Raw genomic sequence first — 17894 nt, forward strand, 5'->3', positions numbered from 1 at the left:
TTCCGAGGAACGAAGTGGCGACAAGACCGGCTGCTCTGCTGACCGGAACACATTCGGCAGATCAGCCCGAGTATGTGTGGAATAGGCAAACCCTGGAGTTCGGCCAATTCCATCAATTTGATAGTCGGAATACATTTACGTTCTTATTTCACACATTCGGTCAAAGTGCTGATCTTAGGATTCAGCGCTTTTCTGCCAAAGATCCTTGAGCACCTGCAGATCTTTCCGAAGCGCTTTATAGACCTGCCTCTTCGAAATCTTGAGCTCTCGCTTACCGTGATTGGCACCCCCTAATTCATATTCGGCATGCATCGTTGCGACAGGATGGAGGTTCAATTTTCGAAGTAATTTAAAATAGCCTACAAAATCGACCATTCCTTCTCCCAGTGGAGTATTCATAGCGCCCCATTTGCCGGTTTTGGGGTGCTTGGCCCAGGTAAAATCTTTGATGACAATGGTAGACAAATAATCTTTCAACCACTCAACACCTTGAGGCCATGCTTTCCCGCCTTCAACTGTCGCGTGCCGGATGTCAAACTGGCAGCCAGCCCATTTAGAATCTAATCCCTCCAACAAATAAATGATGTCAGGAATGTAGGCTCCTACGTATTTCCCAGCGTGGTTTTGATAAGCACCATGGAGCCCATGCTCTTTATTCAAATCCGCAAGGGCCTGCATGTCCTCCCGGTGATCATCCAAGTTTTGTTTCCAACCCTTCGTATCATCGAATTTATAATACCCCATTCGGTAAAACTGCATCCCTTGATCCGCCGCTGTATTTAGCACACGTCGGTTGACTTCATCCGAAGCATTGTTGACTGCCGTCGTCATCATGATGGAAAGCAAGCCAGCATTGGCCATCGCTTCGACTGCCCGGGGCAAATCGCTTTCCACGTTCTCTGGCTCTACATGGCCACCTGGACGAACAGTAAGATCTAGACCGTCGAATCCCAAATCAGCAGCCACCTTGGCCATATTCTTATAGTCAAGAAACTGGAGGTGCTTGGAAAACAGATGAACCGAGAGTGGACGCGTCCAGGTAGGACTTTTATTGGCTGCTGGTAGTTTTTTCGAGCCGAAGCTTAGCGACGACAAGGCCGCCAGTTTTGCAAAATTTCTTCTATCCATAGGGTAAAGGTGGAGCACTTTATAGAACCCAACAGTTCCCTGTAAATGAAGGAAAATCGGGCCTATTTCAGCAAATGCTGAGAATATGAAAGGTATCCATAAAATAGATTACTCTCATCTACCAAGCCCTCTTTTTTAAAAAGTGCATGCACCTTGGGCAGGTTGGCAAAGGAAACGCTGGGAAAATAGTGATGGTATATATGGTAGTTGAAGTTCAACCGCGGAAGTAACATGCGTTCCCACCACGACAAAATAATGGTGGCGGTCGATTCCTCCATCTTGTCTGTCATTACATTATACTTGTGCTCACAGATGGCGCTGAAGCGAACAATGACGGGCATTACAAACAACAAAGGCAAGAGCCATAGAAGCAGTAACAGTTTCCAAAACCCGAGCCAGATCGACAGACACACAATGACTGCGTAATAAAGAAGTTGCACCCACCCCGGCAACACAGCTGGTCGACTAATCAACTCATCGGTCGGCTCCTTGTTTCCCAGCACCAGGGCGAGGAAGGTTCCACCGAGTGCATCTTTAAAAAACAGCCATAACAAAAACTTCACCTTCATGGGAAAAGTCCATTCCTTGCCCTTCTTACGGATGAAGTCCGGATCGTTCTCTGTGAAGAAGTAGCTGTGGTGCGCAAGATGGATTTTCGCATACCCTTCTACGGATACAACGACGATCGGCTAGGCAGCAAACAGGTTGGTCAGGGCGTCACCCCAAGACTTTCTCGAGCACATGTAGTGGGTCTGATCGTGGATGAGCAGCCCAAGCACATTCTGACGCGTGCCGATAAAGAAAATGGCCAGGACATAGCACCATACTTGGTCGACATAGGATGCCGCCCAGATCGTCCCCATGATGATCAACCAATTCAGTGCGAGTTCAAAAAAAAATCGACCAGGCCGTGGACCGGACAGGCGTTTCAGCTCTCGTTTACCTTCATCCGTTAAAGCTTCCCGTCCTCCCCTCATAGGATTCGGCAATGGCTCACCTGCTTTAAATTCGGCAGGCAATCCGGGAATGGTATAAGTAGTTTCGCTCACAGTTGTACCTCCAATAGGGAATCGTGATAGGATGGTTAAATTACCGACTCTTTTCTGCGGCGCGGTTCTCCATGAGTCAAGCCAGTGACAAAAGGCCCGAGGTCATCGTTTCCAAAAAGGATAGATCAGCCGTTTGAGAACTCCTTTGGGATATTTCTTAATGCCTGTAAATCCCAGCCGTTTGGGTTGCTCCTCATCTTTCGGCCAGTAGGCCGTTTTGAACAACCAATCCCATACGCTCAAAACCTGCCCGAAATTCTGTCCGCCTTTACCATGCAGCTCATAATCGTGATGCCACACATGCATCGCCGAAGAATTGAAAATATACCGTAAAGGGCCCCAACTGAATCGAACGTTCGAGTGGTTCAGATCGAGCATCACTGTCCAGAGCACTGCAATGATCAGCAACACCGTGCCATCGATTCCCAGAATCACTAATGGAAGATAAGCCAAGGTTTTGTAGATGATGATTTCGCCCCAATGAAAACGAAAATTTCCCACCCAATCCAGTTCCTCAATACTATGGTGCAATTTATGAAACTCCCACAGCCAGGGAACATTGTGTAGTAAGCGATGGATGTTCCACTCCACAAAATCCTTCAGCACCAAGAATACGACAAACTGCACCCACAAAGGAGCACTGGCGAGCAGGCGAATATCCTGTGGCACTGGCCACCCCAGGTTATACAGCGCTCCATTCATCCAAAATACCAATTTGCCAGTGATCACTGCCATCATCAGGCCCAAGAAGTGCCCATTAAACGCCAACCAAAACAAGTCCTGCCAGATCCCCTTACGCAAGACGCGTTGCTCCTTCCGCCACGGCCGTACCCTTTCTACTAACAGGCACAGCAGTGAAGCTGCGATCAACCAGAAATAGTACTCTAAGTAGATAGGCATGAAACTAATAAGAACCAGTTGGCTCCATCATAGTGCCAATCCAAGGTTTAAACTAAAGCGCTTTCACCTTTGCCTGGAATTCCAGTGAGCCGACTTCAGGGACTACTTTCTTCAGGAGGCCGGTAACCATCTTTTGTTTTTCGGGGCTACCACGGCGTATGGCAATGTAGAGTTTGTAGAGATCCTCTTCGTCCGCTACCGTGGAAATGACTTTCAAGGCTTCGCGCATTAGAACTGGGTCTTCACCATTGATAAACTTGAATAGCTTGGATTTGGCATTGTCTTGATGACGATGAAACAACACCTGAAGCCCAAGGAGGATTTCTTCCTCCAATTCAGAGTTGAGTAGACGGTTTACCCGACCTGTCATGTATGAATCCGATGCTCTGGCGATGGCATATGCTGCCGCCACTTGGAGTTCTTTGTCTTTATGGTTTATGTAATTGAGGACCATGTTCGCTGTTTTGGCGGAGCCAAAAGTTCCTAAGGCACGAAGACCCGTTGCACGAACAGAAATGTCGCTGTGCTTCATTGCTTGCTGAGCCAGGTTCTCTGCCACGGCTGGATCAAAGGCGTCTAATTCCGCCAAAACGATCAGCCAGTCGTTTACGGTGAAGTTCTTTCCCTGACTTTCCACGAGCGCCGGTTTTCCATTTTCGAGAGCCAGACGAATGGCCGTTGAACGTAGCCGGGCATCCGCTCCGGTAATCGCTGATTCGAGCAACGTATTCGAGTTTCCATGACCCGATTCCACTAGGCGTGTCAACGCAGCTTGTTTGTTAGCGGAACTCACTCCTCCAGTTGCAATTTTGAGGAGCGTACTATCGTCCGTCACAACCTGAGCTACCACGGCTCGTTCTAAATCAAGTAAGATCGCTTTGGATGGGTTGCGATTATAGGCATCTTGCAAGGCGTGACCCGCCCGGGAAGTGCCTTGGCGTTCCAACGCGTAGACTGATTCTTTTGCCATGATGCCATCACTGGAAGAAAGTCCTTCAACAAAGTAATTCAGCATTCCCGGATCGTTACGATTAGCCAGAGCACGAATATTGAGTTGGCGTTTAGCGTCGTCTCGAGTGCGATCAACTGCTCGCTTTATATAGTCCGTTGCCTTTTGGCCTGGAATTTGGCTCAGCGCTTGGCGTGCCAGTTCTGCCATATCTTCATCCCGGGACATCACCAGGCGATACATGCGCTCCGCTGCTGCTTCGGTCCCGACTCTGGCAAGGTCACGAAGGATATACTTCTTGGCCTCTTGAGGAACTTCACGATCCGTCAAATACCTGAGAAGTTCTTTGGTTACCTTCTCTGCGCCTCCTTTTTCGGTGGGTGCTGTGGCGCTCGCAACATAAGCGGCCAACTCGCGGCGAGCTTCATACTGCACTGCCGGATCAGAATCTTCAAATCGATCAATAATGTCTGACAATCGGTAGTGGTGGTGCATGGACCACACGGGTGTCTGCAATCCAATGGCTAATAATAGAAATAGAAAAAAGCAATTCGTACGTTTCATGATAGAAAACAGGAGCTGAAAGTTAAACGAGTTGATCGTAAGGAGCACGACGTGGACGAGATTCCCACATAGCCGCTCGATCATCGCCGACAATATGTTCTTCCTTCGGGTCCCAATCGATAGGTCTGCCAAGACGCTCTGAAATGCCACACAGATGACAGATCGTGGCGGTCCGGTGCCCTACCCCAACATGACAGAGCGTCTGCTGTCGGCTTCGAATACCATTCAGCCAATCACGGCGGTGATCATTGGATACATAGAGTCTTTGATCGGTAGATTTCAAAACGAGATTCTTAAGCGTACCTGGAACCGTATCAATTCTTCCTCCGCGGCTCACACGCACTTCACCTTCCTCACCCATGAAGCGTATCATATGCCCCATGCCTTCGTATCCGCGAATAACCTTGGTGCCATCCTTGTAAGTGTAATACTGATACGGCTCTCCTTTATAACCCTTGGGGACAAAGTGAGTCGGGCCGGAATCGTCCTTGCCGAGGGCCCACTGAATGATGTCGTAATGGTGTGCTCCCCAATCGCCGTTCTTTCTGGAACCATAATCCCAGAATCGGCGCCAACCTCCTCCATAGTCACCTTTGATACGAAGCTCATTGTAAGGTTCCATAGGTGCAGGCCCCAGCCAACGATCGTAGTTCAGACCGGGAGGAATGGGTGTTGCGGGAAATTGAGTTGGTGGAGGAAAATTTCCTAAGCGCGCAGCGATGGTCTTCACTTTTCCGATGTAGCCATTGCGCACTAGCTCGGCTGCCTTGCGGAACGCCCATTCGGAACGCTGCTGACTTCCCACCTGAAGGATACGTCCATAACGTGCGCAGGTGTCGCGCATGATTTTACCTTCTTCAATCGTCAGGGTCATTGGCTTTTCCACATAGACATCTTTTCCAGCCTTGAAGGCATCGATGGATATTTTCGCGTGCCAATGATCGGGGGTTCCTACTACGACCGCATCAATATCATCTCTTGCGAGAAGATCTTCATACATTTCGTAGGTGTCTACCTTGTCGCCCTGGAGTTTTTCTACTTCTCCATTCGCTTCTTCAAGCATCCAAGTCTTTACATCGCTCAATGCAACCACTTGGACATCGTCAGCGCCAGAGTGGTAAGCCCGGTGACCTTTCATAATCTTACCATTTCCGATAAGACCTACGTTGATGCGATTGCTGGGAGCGGTTTGACCATTCAATCCCAACACGGAGGAAGGGAGTATCATGGGGGCCGATATAGCAGCCGCTCCGGCTAAGGATGTTTTAAGGGCGGTCCGACGGGATATTTTCTTCATAATAGGACGGAGTTTGGAAAGGGGGTTGTCTGATTCGATAGATTACTGAGATAGACTCGCCGCAAGGCGAATTTGAGCCCTCCATAAGCGCAAATTTTGCTCACTTTGTAAAGCACCCAAGCAGAGGATCCTAAACCTTTCCTTTTGCTTTATGGCTCAAGGCTCATCCTTGGTACCCTATTAGGCGTTCCACCTTTTGGCGTATAATTTACCCTTGACTATCTCCCAAAAGGTGGAACGCTAAAAAGGGTACTAACAGCTTATATCATGAAAAATCCCTTTGCATATGGCCGTGTGGTCGAAGGACAGGAGTTCTGCCCTCGTCCAAAGCTGGAAAAGCTCATTCACAGCATGCTGGAGTCTGGGCAGAATATGGTCCTGCACGGAGAACGCCGCGTTGGGAAAACCTCATTGGTCGTTCACGCAGCGGGTAAGATGAAGCAAAGCCGTCTCCTCTATGTGGACTTCATGGCGGTGAACACAGCAGTCGATGTTGCGGAACGCATTGCCCGGGCGGCACTCAAACTCTCCCACAAAGGCAATTTTATAGCCCAGGTGCTGAAGCTTCTCTCATCACTTAGCCCTGTGATCAGCATGGATCCACAAACGGGCACACCGTCGCTGAGTTTAAACAGAAACAGCATCCAACAAGATGTCATTCGGGTCATTGAAGACGTACTGGAACGATTGGCTGACCTACATAAGGAGAAACCCTTGGTCGTTGTATTCGATGAGTTCCAGGAAATCCTCAAAATTGAAAACAGCCAGGAAGCGCTGGCTCGAATGCGCAGCAAGATTCAGTTTCAGGGAGACCTTCCATATGTATTTTCAGGAAGTTCTCGCAGCAAGATGGAGCACATCTTCTCAGACCCCGAAAGCCCGTTTTATAAATCGGCCATTTCCGTACAGGTAGGCTCACTAAGCAGTGACGCATTTAAGAGTTTCCTCTCAGAGAAATTCGCTGAAAGTGATAGAAAGATCAGCAATGAACTGTGGGAAGCGATAACAGAGCTTGGGATACATGTAACCGGAGACGTTCAACAAATGTGTTGGGCGCTCTGGCAATCCAGTGAATCAGGAGACGAGCTCACCGAAGTTTCTTTGACGGAAGGCGTGGAGATCATCTTCGAAATAGAAAGCTCCAAGTATGGAGATACCGTGTCGACCATAGCACCCTCTCAATTGAAATGTCTCCTGGCATTGGCAAGCGTTGGAGGAAAAGCCGTATACTCGAAAGAGTTTAAACAGGTATCAGGTATCACAACTAACAGCTCCATTACCAAAGCTCTCGGAAGGCTTGAAGATCTCTGGCATATCAATCACATCGGCAAGGAATACAGCTTTGCAAATCCGTTCTTTGCGATCTGGCTGAAGCAAAAATTCTCAGGTGCAGTCGTGGTCACCTGAATCGAGAAGAAGGCTACTTCCCGATCCAACCCTTGCGTTTGAAATAGATCAGCAGCGAAACGGTAGTAAGAGAGCAAACCCCAAGGAATACCGGATACGAGTATTTCCACCCGAGTTCAGGGATGTGCTCGAAATTCATACCATAGAGACCAGCGAAAAAAGTAATGGGCATGAACAAGCTGGCCATGATGGTCAGGGCCTTCATCACCTCATTCATTCGGTTGGCATTGGCATTCATTAAGAGGTCCTGCAATCCATTCGAATTGTCCAAATACATTTCCACCGCGTCTATGGCCTGGATGCAGTGATCATGCACATCGCGAAAGTATGGGACGACTTTCTTAGGTAGCAGCTCAAAGTCATTCTTATAGAGCGAAGCCGAGATATCGCGCATAGGCCAGAGAGTCTGGCGCAAGTAGGCCAGCTCACGCTTGATCCGATGAATACGCATCTGAGCATCTTTCTTGGGCTGCACCAGAATTTCCTGCTCCATTTGGTCAATGATATCGAAGTAGGTGTCGAGGATGGGGAATACATTGTCGATGATGGCATCAATCAAAGCGTAGAGCAGGTAGGGAGTTCCATGCTCGCGAAGGCGAGAACCTTCACGCTTAATTCGCTCGCGAACCGGATCCCAAATGTCTCCCTCCTTCTCCTGCAGCGTAATCAGGGTATGACCAAGAAAGAAAAACGAAACCTGCTCATTCACGAGCTGATCCTCTTCGATCCGCAACATTCGCAAGATAATGAAGAGCATGTCCTCGTACTCCTCCATTTTTTGTCGTTGAGGAATGTTCAAGGCATCTTCAGCGGCCAGGGTATGAAAATTAAATTTTTGCTTTAGCCCGTTAATGGCATAGGGATGAACCCCCTGGATGTCTATCCAACGACAGGCAGCCCAATCGGGCTTTTCAGATTCGAGGAAATCATCCACGGACTCAAACGTTTGGTGGTCGATACCCTCTTCAGAAAAATCAAGAGTCTTGACAGAAAGCACCCCTAACTCGGGAGGTGTTTCCAAATCGGTTAACCCTTCCAGTCCTGGGGATGTACCCAGGTTTTCCTTACCCAGCCTAAGGATGGAATCGAGAGATGATTTCAAAAACTCCATAGTGGGATTAGCCTTCGCTGGCAGGTGGGGATCCTTTGCTGACTACATTCACTTCAAGGGGAGATAAGGTATCCAGATGCACATCCCGCTGTGGGAAAGCGATACAGATATCAGCTTCCTTAAAGCTAGCATCGATATGGAAGCGAATCTCGGAATTGATCCTATCAATATCTAGTGGGGCATTCACGCGTGCCCAGTAGTAAAGACGAAAGCCAAGCGCATTGTCTCCGAAATCTTCAAACAATGCAAAAGGAGCCGGGTCATCGTGAATCTTTACATTCGTCTGAGCCGCTTCGAGCATTAAGTCATGTGTTCTCTCGACATCGGATCCGTAGGCCACACCGACCAAGACTTCTCCGCGGATGTCATTATCGGACAAAGTCCAATTGATGACTTCCTGTTCTAAAAAATGACTGTTGGGAATGAGGACATCCACTCCGTTACCGCGCCGGATACGGGTGCATCGATTTCCAATCTCCTCTACCCGACCTTCTTCGCCGCTTATAAAAACAACGTCGCCGATCCGAATGGGTTTTTCAATCATCAGGATCAACCCGGAAATCAGATTGTTGAAGAGGTTCTGCATGCCGAACCCGATTCCAATGGCCACTGCGCCTCCCAGGACCGTGAAGATCGTAATCGGAATTCCGGCAATAGGCAAGGCAACGAGTACGATGACAACTACGAACACCAGGTGGAAAAGACGCTGCAGTGCATGGGTCGTATTTTCGTTGAGCCGGCCCATATTCGACAAGCGTCGACCGATGCTACTGGATATCCATTTGCTAACAATGAATCCAATCAGGACCACCAAAAGGGCGATCACTACCTGGTTAAAATAGATAGTGCTATCACCACTTTTAAATAGTTCGAAGTGCCAGACGGTGGTGACAACTTCCCAGATCTTGTCAAAGAGCTCCTGGGTATCTTTAGAAAACATAGTAACGGGCTAACCCATCACCAAAATTTTGGCTATACGAAAATACCCTGAGTAACTCGATCAAGGAAGGATGAGGATAAAACCAACACATGGATGGCTGTTGGGTTGTTTCTTTTCAGAAACCCATGTTTCAAAGTTTGAAATCTAGATCCGCATACCATTGGATCGGGTATGGTGATGCGTAGTGCACAAGAACTCCTCGAATTTTTAGAATCCCGACAGGGAAAAATGTCCCCTCTGCTCATCCTTACCCATGACTATCCAGACCCAGATGCTTTGGGGAGCGCCTACGGTCTAAAGACACTCTTGCAAAAGGGTTTTCATATGTCCTCCAGGATTGCCTACCAGGGGGTAATAGGTCGCATGGAAAATAGAACCATGGTCAACATCCTCAAGCTACCCGTTTATAAACTGAAGCCTGAGGATTTACCCAAATACAAGTACGTGGCATTGGTGGATACTCAGCCCACCTTTGAGAATAACCCCTTCCCGAAAAGACGGAAAGCAACTCTGGTTATCGATCAGCACCATTCTGAGGTGCCGCCTTTAGCAGAATGCGCCATTGTTGATACCGAGTGCGGTGCGACGGCAGTCATCGTAGCTCAAGCCCTGTTGTTGAAAAAGATAGAGATACCGACACGACTGGCAACGGCCCTGGCCTACGGAATCATCTCTGATACGATGAATTTATATCGCGCGAGCCGTCCCGATGTCATCCAAACCTACCTGCAGATCATTCCCAACGCCGATATGAAGGCCCTGGCGGAGATTCAAAATCCTCCTCGGTCACGTAGGTTCTTTGCCACCTTAGGAAAAGGAATCGAAGAAGCGGTTGCTCGTTCAGGACTCATCACCGCTCACTTAGGCGAAGTTGAAAACCCTGACCTGGTTTCTCTGGTAGCCGATTTTCTCCTCACGTATAAAACCTCGAAAAAATCGTTTTGCACCGGACGGTTCAACGGTCGGCTACACGTTTCGTTGAGGTTGGAAAAACCAACCGTGAATGCAGGGAATATTCTGCGCGATATATTCACCAATCGCGGCGAAGCGGGTGGCCACGGAGTGATCGCTGGGGGAAGTTTTAAAGTCGGTGAGGATGCCTCTGAAGAGGAGTGGAAAAATGCTGAAGAAACTGTAACAAAAAGAATTTTAAAACGTTTTCGTATACGAACGACCGGCGATGCCTATTATCCCTTTAGACAAGTTGTTTCGAAATCGTAATTTCTTAATAATGCCTTTCTACTGTAGATCACCCTTTTCATGACGATCCAAAGTTTCATCTCACCACTTCAGACCATTGGATTATCCGGACTCCTGGATATACTCTTCATGGCCGTGCTTATCTATACCTTGATTGTATGGTCGAAACGCACAAAGGCAGCCTCCGTTCTTACAGGTATTTTGATCGTTGCGGGCGTTTACCTGTTAGCCCGGCAATTCAATCTCAGTCTGACTGCGGCTATCTTTGAGAAGTTCTTTGCCATCATCCTCATAGCCTTGGTGGTTATCTTCCAAGAAGACCTTCGTTACTTTTTCGAGCGAGTGGCCACCTGGAGCTTTAGCAGAACCTTTCTTAGAAAAGAAGATTCCCGGTTGGACCGCGAGGAAGTCGAAACTCTGGCTCGAACACTGCATGATCTCGCCAGAGAAAAAGTAGGAGCATTGGTGGTGATTCGGGGTCGAGATCTCATCGTCCGCCACTTGCAAGGTGGTCAGGAGTGCAATGGCCGGCTGAGCGAAAGCTTACTTCATAGTATTTTTGACACCCATTCCATGGGGCATGATGGCGCTGTGGTCATTGAAGGGCATTTGGTCTCCCAATTTTCAGTACACCTACCACTTTCTAAAAACCTAAAGAAGTTAGGAGAAGGAGGAACGCGACATGCAGCGGCCCTGGGACTTTCCGAACGCTGTGATGCGCTCTGCCTAGTCGTATCAGAAGAACGAGGCACTATGTCAGTAGCCAGTAACGGCGAATTAAGGATTGTGCGCGATGCCGACCACCTGACTCGGCTTCTCAGGAGTTTTTACCACACCGTAAATCCGCAAAGCCAGACCAGGACCTTGGATGACCACATCAAGAAAAATTGGCGCGACAAATTGGTAGCCCTGGCACTGGCGGGAGCTCTTTGGTTCGTGTTGGTGAATGGATCTAAAACTGCCTATCGCACTTTATCGATCCCCGTTACCTATGGAGATCTACCTGAGACTTGGGCGGTAGAAGAAATTACCCCTGAAGAAGTTTCAGTTACTTTCCGGGGCGTCCGCCGGTCTTTTTACTTCGTCAAAAAGAACGATATCGAGCTCAACTTGCCGCTCAGGCTTGAATCAGGCACACAACGTTTTCGATTGGGTCCCAGCCAAATGGCGTTCCCAAAAAATTTGGTTTTAGAAACCATAGAACCTAACCTTATTGAAATAAAGGTGAAGGAAATTGCCGAGACCCCAGAGGAGTAATCCGATATCAGCCATCGCGGCCGCCGTTATTCTCAGCGAATGAGGAAGGCTTCCAATCGAGCAAACGGGTCTTGACGGATTCTAACTCCGGATCATCTGCCAGATTATCCCACTCATGTGGATCGTTGTCGTGGTCGTAAAGCTCTTCCGATCCGTCTGGGTACCGGATATATCGATACCGAGCACTTCGAGCCGAGTAAATTTCCTCTCCATACGTCGTGATGGAAGGGCGCTCCCATTGAGCAAACGACTTTTTCTCAAGCCAGCGGAGATAATCTGCATACCGTCCTGCCTGTGCTAAGTTGGGTCGCACTCCTTCTCTCAAAGCACGGTAGCACTCTTGGAATTCCTGAATCAGAATCAAACGCGCCCGCCCGTCGAAAAGACTGTGGTGCGAAGTCCAAACCAATTGGAATTTAGAGGGGCCTAATTGAAGCAGCGTTAAACGACAAAGATACTTCAAGCCTGCAAATCCTCGACGAAAGTCCTCTCGCTTGAACGTTTGCAAGAAGGTGGAGCGCTCCGTTCCTGCCTTGGCGCTTAAATCCAGATGTCGAATGTGCACTCGCAGCTGCTTCCCACTTGAAGCTTCCATCTGCCCGCTCGCAGAAGCGTTAAATTGATGGCGAAAGATATCGTGTCTGTTGAACACCGCCCCCCAGGCTTTCTTGAACAAACCCACGTCCAAGGGCTCATTAAAACTCCACGTCAGTTGCTGTACATACAAGGGCAACGGCGTTTCACGAATACCTGCAACCAACATGGCTGTTTGCATGGAGCTTGCCTTTAACGGAGAATGAGAAGTTGGTGGCATCAATCAAAAGATAAGAACTTCTGAGAAAGTAGATTGGACCAGAAAACCCGAAACCTACAATCTTTCAAAATGAAGATTTCGCATTTAGCTTACGGAAATTCGATTATCAGGCCTCCCAGATGTCATTTTTTGAACAACAATCCAGACTGTTTCTATATTGCCATCACTCATACGCTTAGTCTGTGATCTCCATCTCAATCCGTTCAAACACCCTTTTTGGTGATGTTTTACCCTTTAAAATTTGATTCCCAGGACCGAAACTGGTTATGCATTTCACACACGTGTTAGAAATTAAAGGCGAGGAACAACTGCCAAACACTGCGACTCCACATTTATAGGACCATGAAACTAAAATATATAAACCCCACTTCCATCATCACCCTTTTACTACTCAGCCTGAGTGCGATAACCGCTAGGTCAGAGTGGGTCAGCCTCTTTGACGGAAAGTCACTGGATGGCTGGACCAAGAAGAACGGCTATGCCGAATACCGCATCGCAGATGAAGCGATTGTCGGTAAATCCGTGCCGAAGTCACCCAACACCTTTCTCACAACGGATAAGAGTTACGGGGATTTTCTATTAATCCTGGAAGTAAAAGTAGACAATGGGTTGAACTCAGGGATTCAGTTCCGCAGCCAAAGCTTTCCTGAATACAGGGAAGGTCGTGTGCATGGATATCAATATGAATTAGATACCGCTGAAAGACGCTGGACAGGCGGAATCTATGATGAGGCTCGCCGAGGCTGGCTCTACCCCGTTGATCTCAATCCAGAGGCTAAATTACTTTATAAACAGAACGATTGGAATGAGGTACGAATTGAATGTATTGGGAATTCTATTCGCACATGGTTAAATGGAAGCCCCGTATCTCACTTGATTGACGACCTTACTCCAGAGGGCTTTATCGCTCTCCAAGTTCATGGCGTTGGAAAAAATGAAGACATTATCGGAAAGGAAGTTGCGTGGCGTAACATAAGAATAAATGAAGACGTCAAGAGCCCTACCGAAAACCAGGGCTTATACATTCGTAATATAATTCCCAACAACATGTCTCGAGATGAAAGGCGACAAGGCTGGGAGCTCCTTTGGAATGCCAAGAATCTAAATGGCTGGCGCAATGTAGCCTCCGACAAAGCCCCTGAAAAAGGCTGGGAAATCAAAGACGGAGTCCTCACCGTTCTTCCAACGCCCAAAGGAGAAGAGAAGCTGGGCGGTGACATCGTAACCTCAAAAAAGTATGGAGCCTTTGAAATGGATTTTGAGTTCCTCATGACCAAGGGAGCCAATAGCGGTGTGAAGTATTTTGTGACAGAACCTGGCAAAGCAGCACTCGGCCTAGAGTACCAGGTGCTCGACGACAAAGTACACCCCGATGCGAAGATGGGTGCTGCCGGAAACCGCACCTGTGCTTCTCTTTATGATCTGATTCCTGCCTATAGAGAGGTATCCACACGCAAAGTCCCGGTAAACATCGGTAACTGGAACCATGGACGAATAATCGTTCGCCCCAACGGCCAAGTGGAACACTGGCTCAATGGGTTCAAAGTCGTTTCCTACGAACGCGGAAGTAACATTTTCCATGCCTTGGTCGCCCGCAGTAAGTACGCCGAAAAGGAAGGCTTTGGCCTCCACGAATCAGGAGGCATCTCCCTGCAAGACCACAATGACAAGGTCAGCTACCGCAGCATTAAGATTCGCGAACTTTAAGAACCACTTCACTCAGGATTATTTTACCACCCATTACCCATGTCTAAAATCTACAATCAGTTAAACCGCCGTTCATTCATCGCATCCTCAGCAGCAGCATCCTCCATGATGTTCCTGCCCAACCTGACAGTCGCCCAATCGAAAGGTTCGAAGAATGTAGCCGTCGCCCCGAGTGAAAAGTTGAATATGGCCGTAATTGGAATCGGTGGTCGCGGTCGCAACGTGATGGATTCCTTAGATGCCACGGGTGTTGTAAATATCGTCGCCATTTGCGACATCGATATTGGTTCAGACTGGACGGCAGAAATGCGTCAGAAGTTTCCTCACCCAGCGGCATACCAGGACTACCGTGAACTCTTCGACAAAGAAGGCGATAACTTCGATGCAGTGGCGGTCGTAGTACCTGACCACGCACACTTCCCCATCACCATGCATGCCATGGCACATGGGAAGCATGTCTACGTAGAAAAGCCTCTCGCTCACACCTTTGAAGAGTGCGAATTGCTGATGGCTATGGAAAAGAAGACGGACCTCGTGACCCAAATGGGCAACCAAGGTCACTCCGGCGGCAATTACTTCCAGTTCAAAGCCTGGTATGAAGCAGGAATCATAAAGGATGTGGATCGCGTCGTTGCCTATATGAACAGCCCTCGCCGCTGGCATGGCTGGGATATCAAGGGTTACGAAAAGCAGGATGCTCCCGACACCATCGACTGGGATCTCTGGAACATGACTCGCCCGGAAAAACCCTTTAATGAAAAATTACACCCAGGAAACTGGCGCAGCTGGTTTAATTACGGGAATGGAGCCTTCGGTGATTGGGGTCCCCATATTCTGGATACTTGCCATCGCTTTCTGAAACTTGGCCTTCCACATACAATCGAAGCCGAAAAAAGGGATGGTCCCAACGACTACATCTTCCCTCAAGCATCGACCATTCGTTTTGATTTTGCGAAGCGCGAGAAAATGCCTCCGGTTAAAGTCTGGTGGTACGATGGGGTTGAAAACATCCCGGATGCGCCCAAGGAAATGGGACCTAATCCAAAGGTCGCCAGGAATGGAAAATACATTTATAGTAAGGACCTCACCTTCCTTGGAGGAACCCACAGCGATGTGCTGCGTATCATTCCCGAAGACAAGTATCGTGAGATGGCTCCGAGCTTACCCAAGTTCCCATTGAAGAATTCCGATCACTTTAAGAATTTTGCCTTAGCCTGTATGGGAAAAGAAAAGTCCCGTTCGCCTTTCCACATATCTGCACCACTGACACAGGTATTTCTCTTGGGCGTAATCGCACAGCACCTAGGTGGAAGCTTGGAATTCGACACGAAGAAAAAGCGGTTCAAAAACAACAAAATAGGCAACCAGCTATTGAAGGGCCCACCTGTAAGAAAAGGTTGGGAACAGTACTATAAAGTATAGGCCAGCTTCATATGCCTACCGTAGTCATTACCGGAGCCAACCGAGGACTCGGGTTGGAATTTGCCAGGCAATACCAAGCTGAAGGATGGAAAGTCTTTGCAGGCTGCAGAAATCCGGATGCGGCTGAAGAACTGCAAAAGCTTGGGGTATCGGTATGCTCCTTGGACCTAGTTGACTCAGGAGCCATTGAAGCATTCGCCAGATCCATCCACCAAGAACCGGTGGACCTGCTTATAAATAATGCCGGGGTCAACGATGTTTCAAAGTCAGAAGGCTTTTCTGGGATTGAAGAAAATCGATGGCTGGATGCGTTTAAAGTGAATGTGATGGCACCGGTTCTTTTGACTATTGCTTTGATCGAAAACCTGGCTGCCTCAAAAAGTCCCGTCGCATCGGTCATCGGGAGCCAACAAGGCTGCCTGGAAACCTATGAAGGAGGCGGCTACTATTTGTATCGCACAACGAAGGCAGCCGCCCACGCAGCAGCCGTCATTCTGGCGACAGATCTGAAGGAAAGGAAAATTCCTTATGTCTGCTTGCGCCCTGGTCATACGAAAACGGACATGGGTGGCGCAGATGCTCCTTATGAAATCGAGGATTCAGTCCGCCTGATGCGAGATGTGTTGGCAAATGCGACCATGGAACAATCCGGTCAGTTTCTTGATCGCAGCGGTGCGCTAATTCCCTGGAACCTGGATAAAGACCTGAACGAATAGCTATGGCATAAAAACCCCGAGACTTTCACCTCGGTCTTTTTGGAAAAATGAATGATCTGTCTGCTTACTCAGGCTGATACGGATCCAGCAAACGGAAGATCCGAGTCTTTCCAAGGGCAGCAAATTTAGGCAGACCATTTTCGAACGGCACATCGATTTCACCTTGTATGAGCGGCAGCGCATACTTCACGAATTGGAAGCTCATGCTCGTGCCATCTTCGTTGATCCAATCAGCTGGCAACGTCTTCACGCCATTAGCCACTTCACTTAGATCGGTAAGTCCCGTTTCACAAACATACTGATCAGCTTCACCACGGATCAAAGTGACCATTTTGTCGGTCACTCCATCGATAGCTGCTTTTACAGCGGCTTCTCCAGCGAGAAACGCTTCATCACTATCTGTTTTAGAAGCGTGAGTGGCAGCTGTGCGTTGGCTTATACCGAATTTCGCAGTACGAGCTTTAATTCCCAAATTGGATTCAACCAAATCGCGCAAATAATCCCCTGCTCCACCGAGCTGGCTATGGCCAAACGCATCAGTAGCGGATGAGCTTGCGTGGACGTAGTTGCCGGCGGCATCCACCAGACCTTCACCCACAACGATCATGCAGTAACGCTCTTTGGAAAGAGTGCGTCGCACATCGCTTAGAAATTTCTCCGCACTGAATGGCACCTCTGGAAGGTAGATCAAATGGGGCGGGTCATTGGGCTTGTCCCGGCGTTTTGCCAAGGCAGCGCCTGCGGCTATCCAGCCTGCATTGCGACCCATAACCTCAAGGATGGAGACGAGATCGCCTTGCCCCATCGCTTCATGATCGCAGGCCATTTCGCGAACCGTAGTAGAAATATGCTTAATCACGCTGCCGTAACCTGGGCAGTGATCCGTCGCAACGAGGTCATTGTCGATGGTCTTGGGAATACCAATCACACGAAGCTCGTAGCCTTTTTCCTTGGCCAATTTGGAAATCTTGTTCGCTGTATCCTGGGAATCATTTCCACCCGCGTAAAAGAAGTAGCGAATGTTATGCGCCTCAAATACTTGAAGCACGCGCTCATAATCTGAATCTTTTTTCAGCTTGTAGCGACAAGTCCCCAATGCTGCTCCCGGAGTATGTTGCAAACCACGGATGGCTTGCTGCGATTCTCCGGCTAGATCTATCAAATCCTCATTGAGAATCCCCAAAATCCCGTTCAGACCCCCATAGATCTCCTCGATACATTCGTGGTTGAGAGCTTCATTTACAACTCCTGCAACACTCGCATTGATCACTGCTGTGGGGCCTCCCGATTGGGCCACCAGACAATTTCCAGTTAATTCAGACATTGGCTATTTCAAAGATTAAACCGGGGAAAGTAGATTTCCCGCTTCACCCTTGGCAATCTTTTAGACGCGCTACTGGAAAATAAACGCTTAAGGCACTAAATAGGCCCCA

The 17894-nt window shown here is 48.6% G+C and carries 16 protein-coding genes; 6 read left to right on the forward strand and 10 right to left on the reverse strand.

Going from position 1 to position 17894, the window contains the following annotated elements:
• Positions 1 to 174: 174 nt before the first annotated feature.
• The 6 genes from GA003_19275 to GA003_19300 all read right to left on the reverse strand — a co-directional run bounded on the left by GA003_19275 (position 175) and on the right by GA003_19300 (position 5887).
• Entirely contained in the window at positions 175 to 1128 is a 954-nt protein-coding gene (locus GA003_19275) for a sugar phosphate isomerase/epimerase (GenBank protein QXD28115.1), read from the reverse strand.
• A 62-nt stretch (positions 1129 to 1190) separates the two neighbouring features.
• Positions 1191 to 1814: a fatty acid desaturase gene (locus tag GA003_19280; protein QXD30482.1), complete on the reverse strand. Its 624-nt coding sequence runs from the start codon at positions 1812 to 1814 to the stop codon at positions 1191 to 1193.
• 3 nt (positions 1815 to 1817) lie between these two features.
• Positions 1818 to 2177, reverse strand: coding sequence for a hypothetical protein (locus GA003_19285; GenBank protein QXD28116.1), 360 nt, complete (start codon positions 2175 to 2177; stop codon positions 1818 to 1820).
• Between the two features lie 102 nt (positions 2178 to 2279).
• The gene (locus tag GA003_19290; GenBank protein ID QXD28117.1) at positions 2280 to 3077 is read right to left on the reverse strand and encodes a sterol desaturase family protein; all 798 of its coding nucleotides are present in this window, start codon (positions 3075 to 3077) and stop codon (positions 2280 to 2282) included.
• Between the two features lie 52 nt (positions 3078 to 3129).
• Positions 3130 to 4590: a HEAT repeat domain-containing protein gene (locus tag GA003_19295; GenBank protein QXD28118.1), complete on the reverse strand. Its 1461-nt coding sequence runs from the start codon at positions 4588 to 4590 to the stop codon at positions 3130 to 3132.
• Between the two features lie 22 nt (positions 4591 to 4612).
• Positions 4613 to 5887 (reverse strand): Gfo/Idh/MocA family oxidoreductase, encoded by a 1275-nt coding sequence (locus GA003_19300; GenBank protein QXD28119.1) that lies wholly within the window; start codon positions 5885 to 5887, stop codon positions 4613 to 4615.
• 267 nt (positions 5888 to 6154) lie between these two features.
• Between GA003_19300 and GA003_19305 the strand changes: the two genes are divergently transcribed.
• Entirely contained in the window at positions 6155 to 7294 is a 1140-nt protein-coding gene (locus GA003_19305; protein ID QXD28120.1) for an ATP-binding protein, read from the forward strand.
• 13 nt (positions 7295 to 7307) lie between these two features.
• On the opposite strand, the gene corA is transcribed toward GA003_19305, so the two are convergent.
• Positions 7308 to 8396 carry a magnesium/cobalt transporter CorA gene (gene corA, locus GA003_19310; protein QXD28121.1) on the reverse strand — a complete coding sequence of 363 codons (1089 nt, stop codon included), beginning with the start codon at positions 8394 to 8396 and terminating at the stop codon, positions 7308 to 7310.
• Between the two features lie 16 nt (positions 8397 to 8412).
• Positions 8413 to 9345, reverse strand: coding sequence for a mechanosensitive ion channel (locus GA003_19315; protein QXD28122.1), 933 nt, complete (start codon positions 9343 to 9345; stop codon positions 8413 to 8415).
• A gap of 228 nt (positions 9346 to 9573) precedes the next feature.
• On the opposite strand from GA003_19315, the gene GA003_19320 reads away from it, so the two are divergent.
• Together GA003_19320 and GA003_19325 are read left to right on the forward strand one after the other, a co-directional pair.
• Positions 9574 to 10566, forward strand: coding sequence for a DHH family phosphoesterase (locus tag GA003_19320; GenBank protein QXD28123.1), 993 nt, complete (start codon positions 9574 to 9576; stop codon positions 10564 to 10566).
• Between the two features lie 39 nt (positions 10567 to 10605).
• Positions 10606 to 11802, forward strand: coding sequence for a diadenylate cyclase (locus GA003_19325; protein ID QXD28124.1), 1197 nt, complete (start codon positions 10606 to 10608; stop codon positions 11800 to 11802).
• 7 nt (positions 11803 to 11809) lie between these two features.
• On the opposite strand, the gene GA003_19330 is transcribed toward GA003_19325, so the two are convergent.
• Positions 11810 to 12616, reverse strand: a complete 807-nt coding sequence (locus GA003_19330; GenBank protein ID QXD28125.1) for a hypothetical protein — start codon at positions 12614 to 12616, stop codon at positions 11810 to 11812.
• A gap of 342 nt (positions 12617 to 12958) precedes the next feature.
• Here GA003_19330 and GA003_19335 point away from each other — a divergent pair, with 342 nt between their 5' ends.
• The 3 genes from GA003_19335 to GA003_19345 are packed head-to-tail and all read left to right on the forward strand — an operon-like array spanning position 12959 to position 16461.
• Entirely contained in the window at positions 12959 to 14323 is a 1365-nt protein-coding gene (locus tag GA003_19335; GenBank protein ID QXD28126.1) for a DUF1080 domain-containing protein, read from the forward strand.
• A 39-nt stretch (positions 14324 to 14362) separates the two neighbouring features.
• Positions 14363 to 15745, forward strand: a complete 1383-nt coding sequence (locus GA003_19340) for a Gfo/Idh/MocA family oxidoreductase (GenBank protein ID QXD28127.1) — start codon at positions 14363 to 14365, stop codon at positions 15743 to 15745.
• A gap of 11 nt (positions 15746 to 15756) precedes the next feature.
• On the forward strand, positions 15757 to 16461 hold the full coding sequence (locus GA003_19345) for an SDR family NAD(P)-dependent oxidoreductase (GenBank protein QXD28128.1): 705 nt from the start codon (positions 15757 to 15759) through the stop codon (positions 16459 to 16461).
• Between the two features lie 64 nt (positions 16462 to 16525).
• Here the strand turns inward: GA003_19345 and GA003_19350 are convergent, their stop codons facing one another.
• Positions 16526 to 17785 (reverse strand): 6-phosphofructokinase, encoded by a 1260-nt coding sequence (locus GA003_19350; GenBank protein ID QXD28129.1) that lies wholly within the window; start codon positions 17783 to 17785, stop codon positions 16526 to 16528.
• Positions 17786 to 17894 lie beyond the last annotated feature (109 nt).

Source organism: Opitutia bacterium ISCC 52 (genome assembly GCA_014529675.2).
Classification (GTDB): Bacteria; Verrucomicrobiota; Verrucomicrobiia; order Opitutales; family UBA2995; genus UBA2995.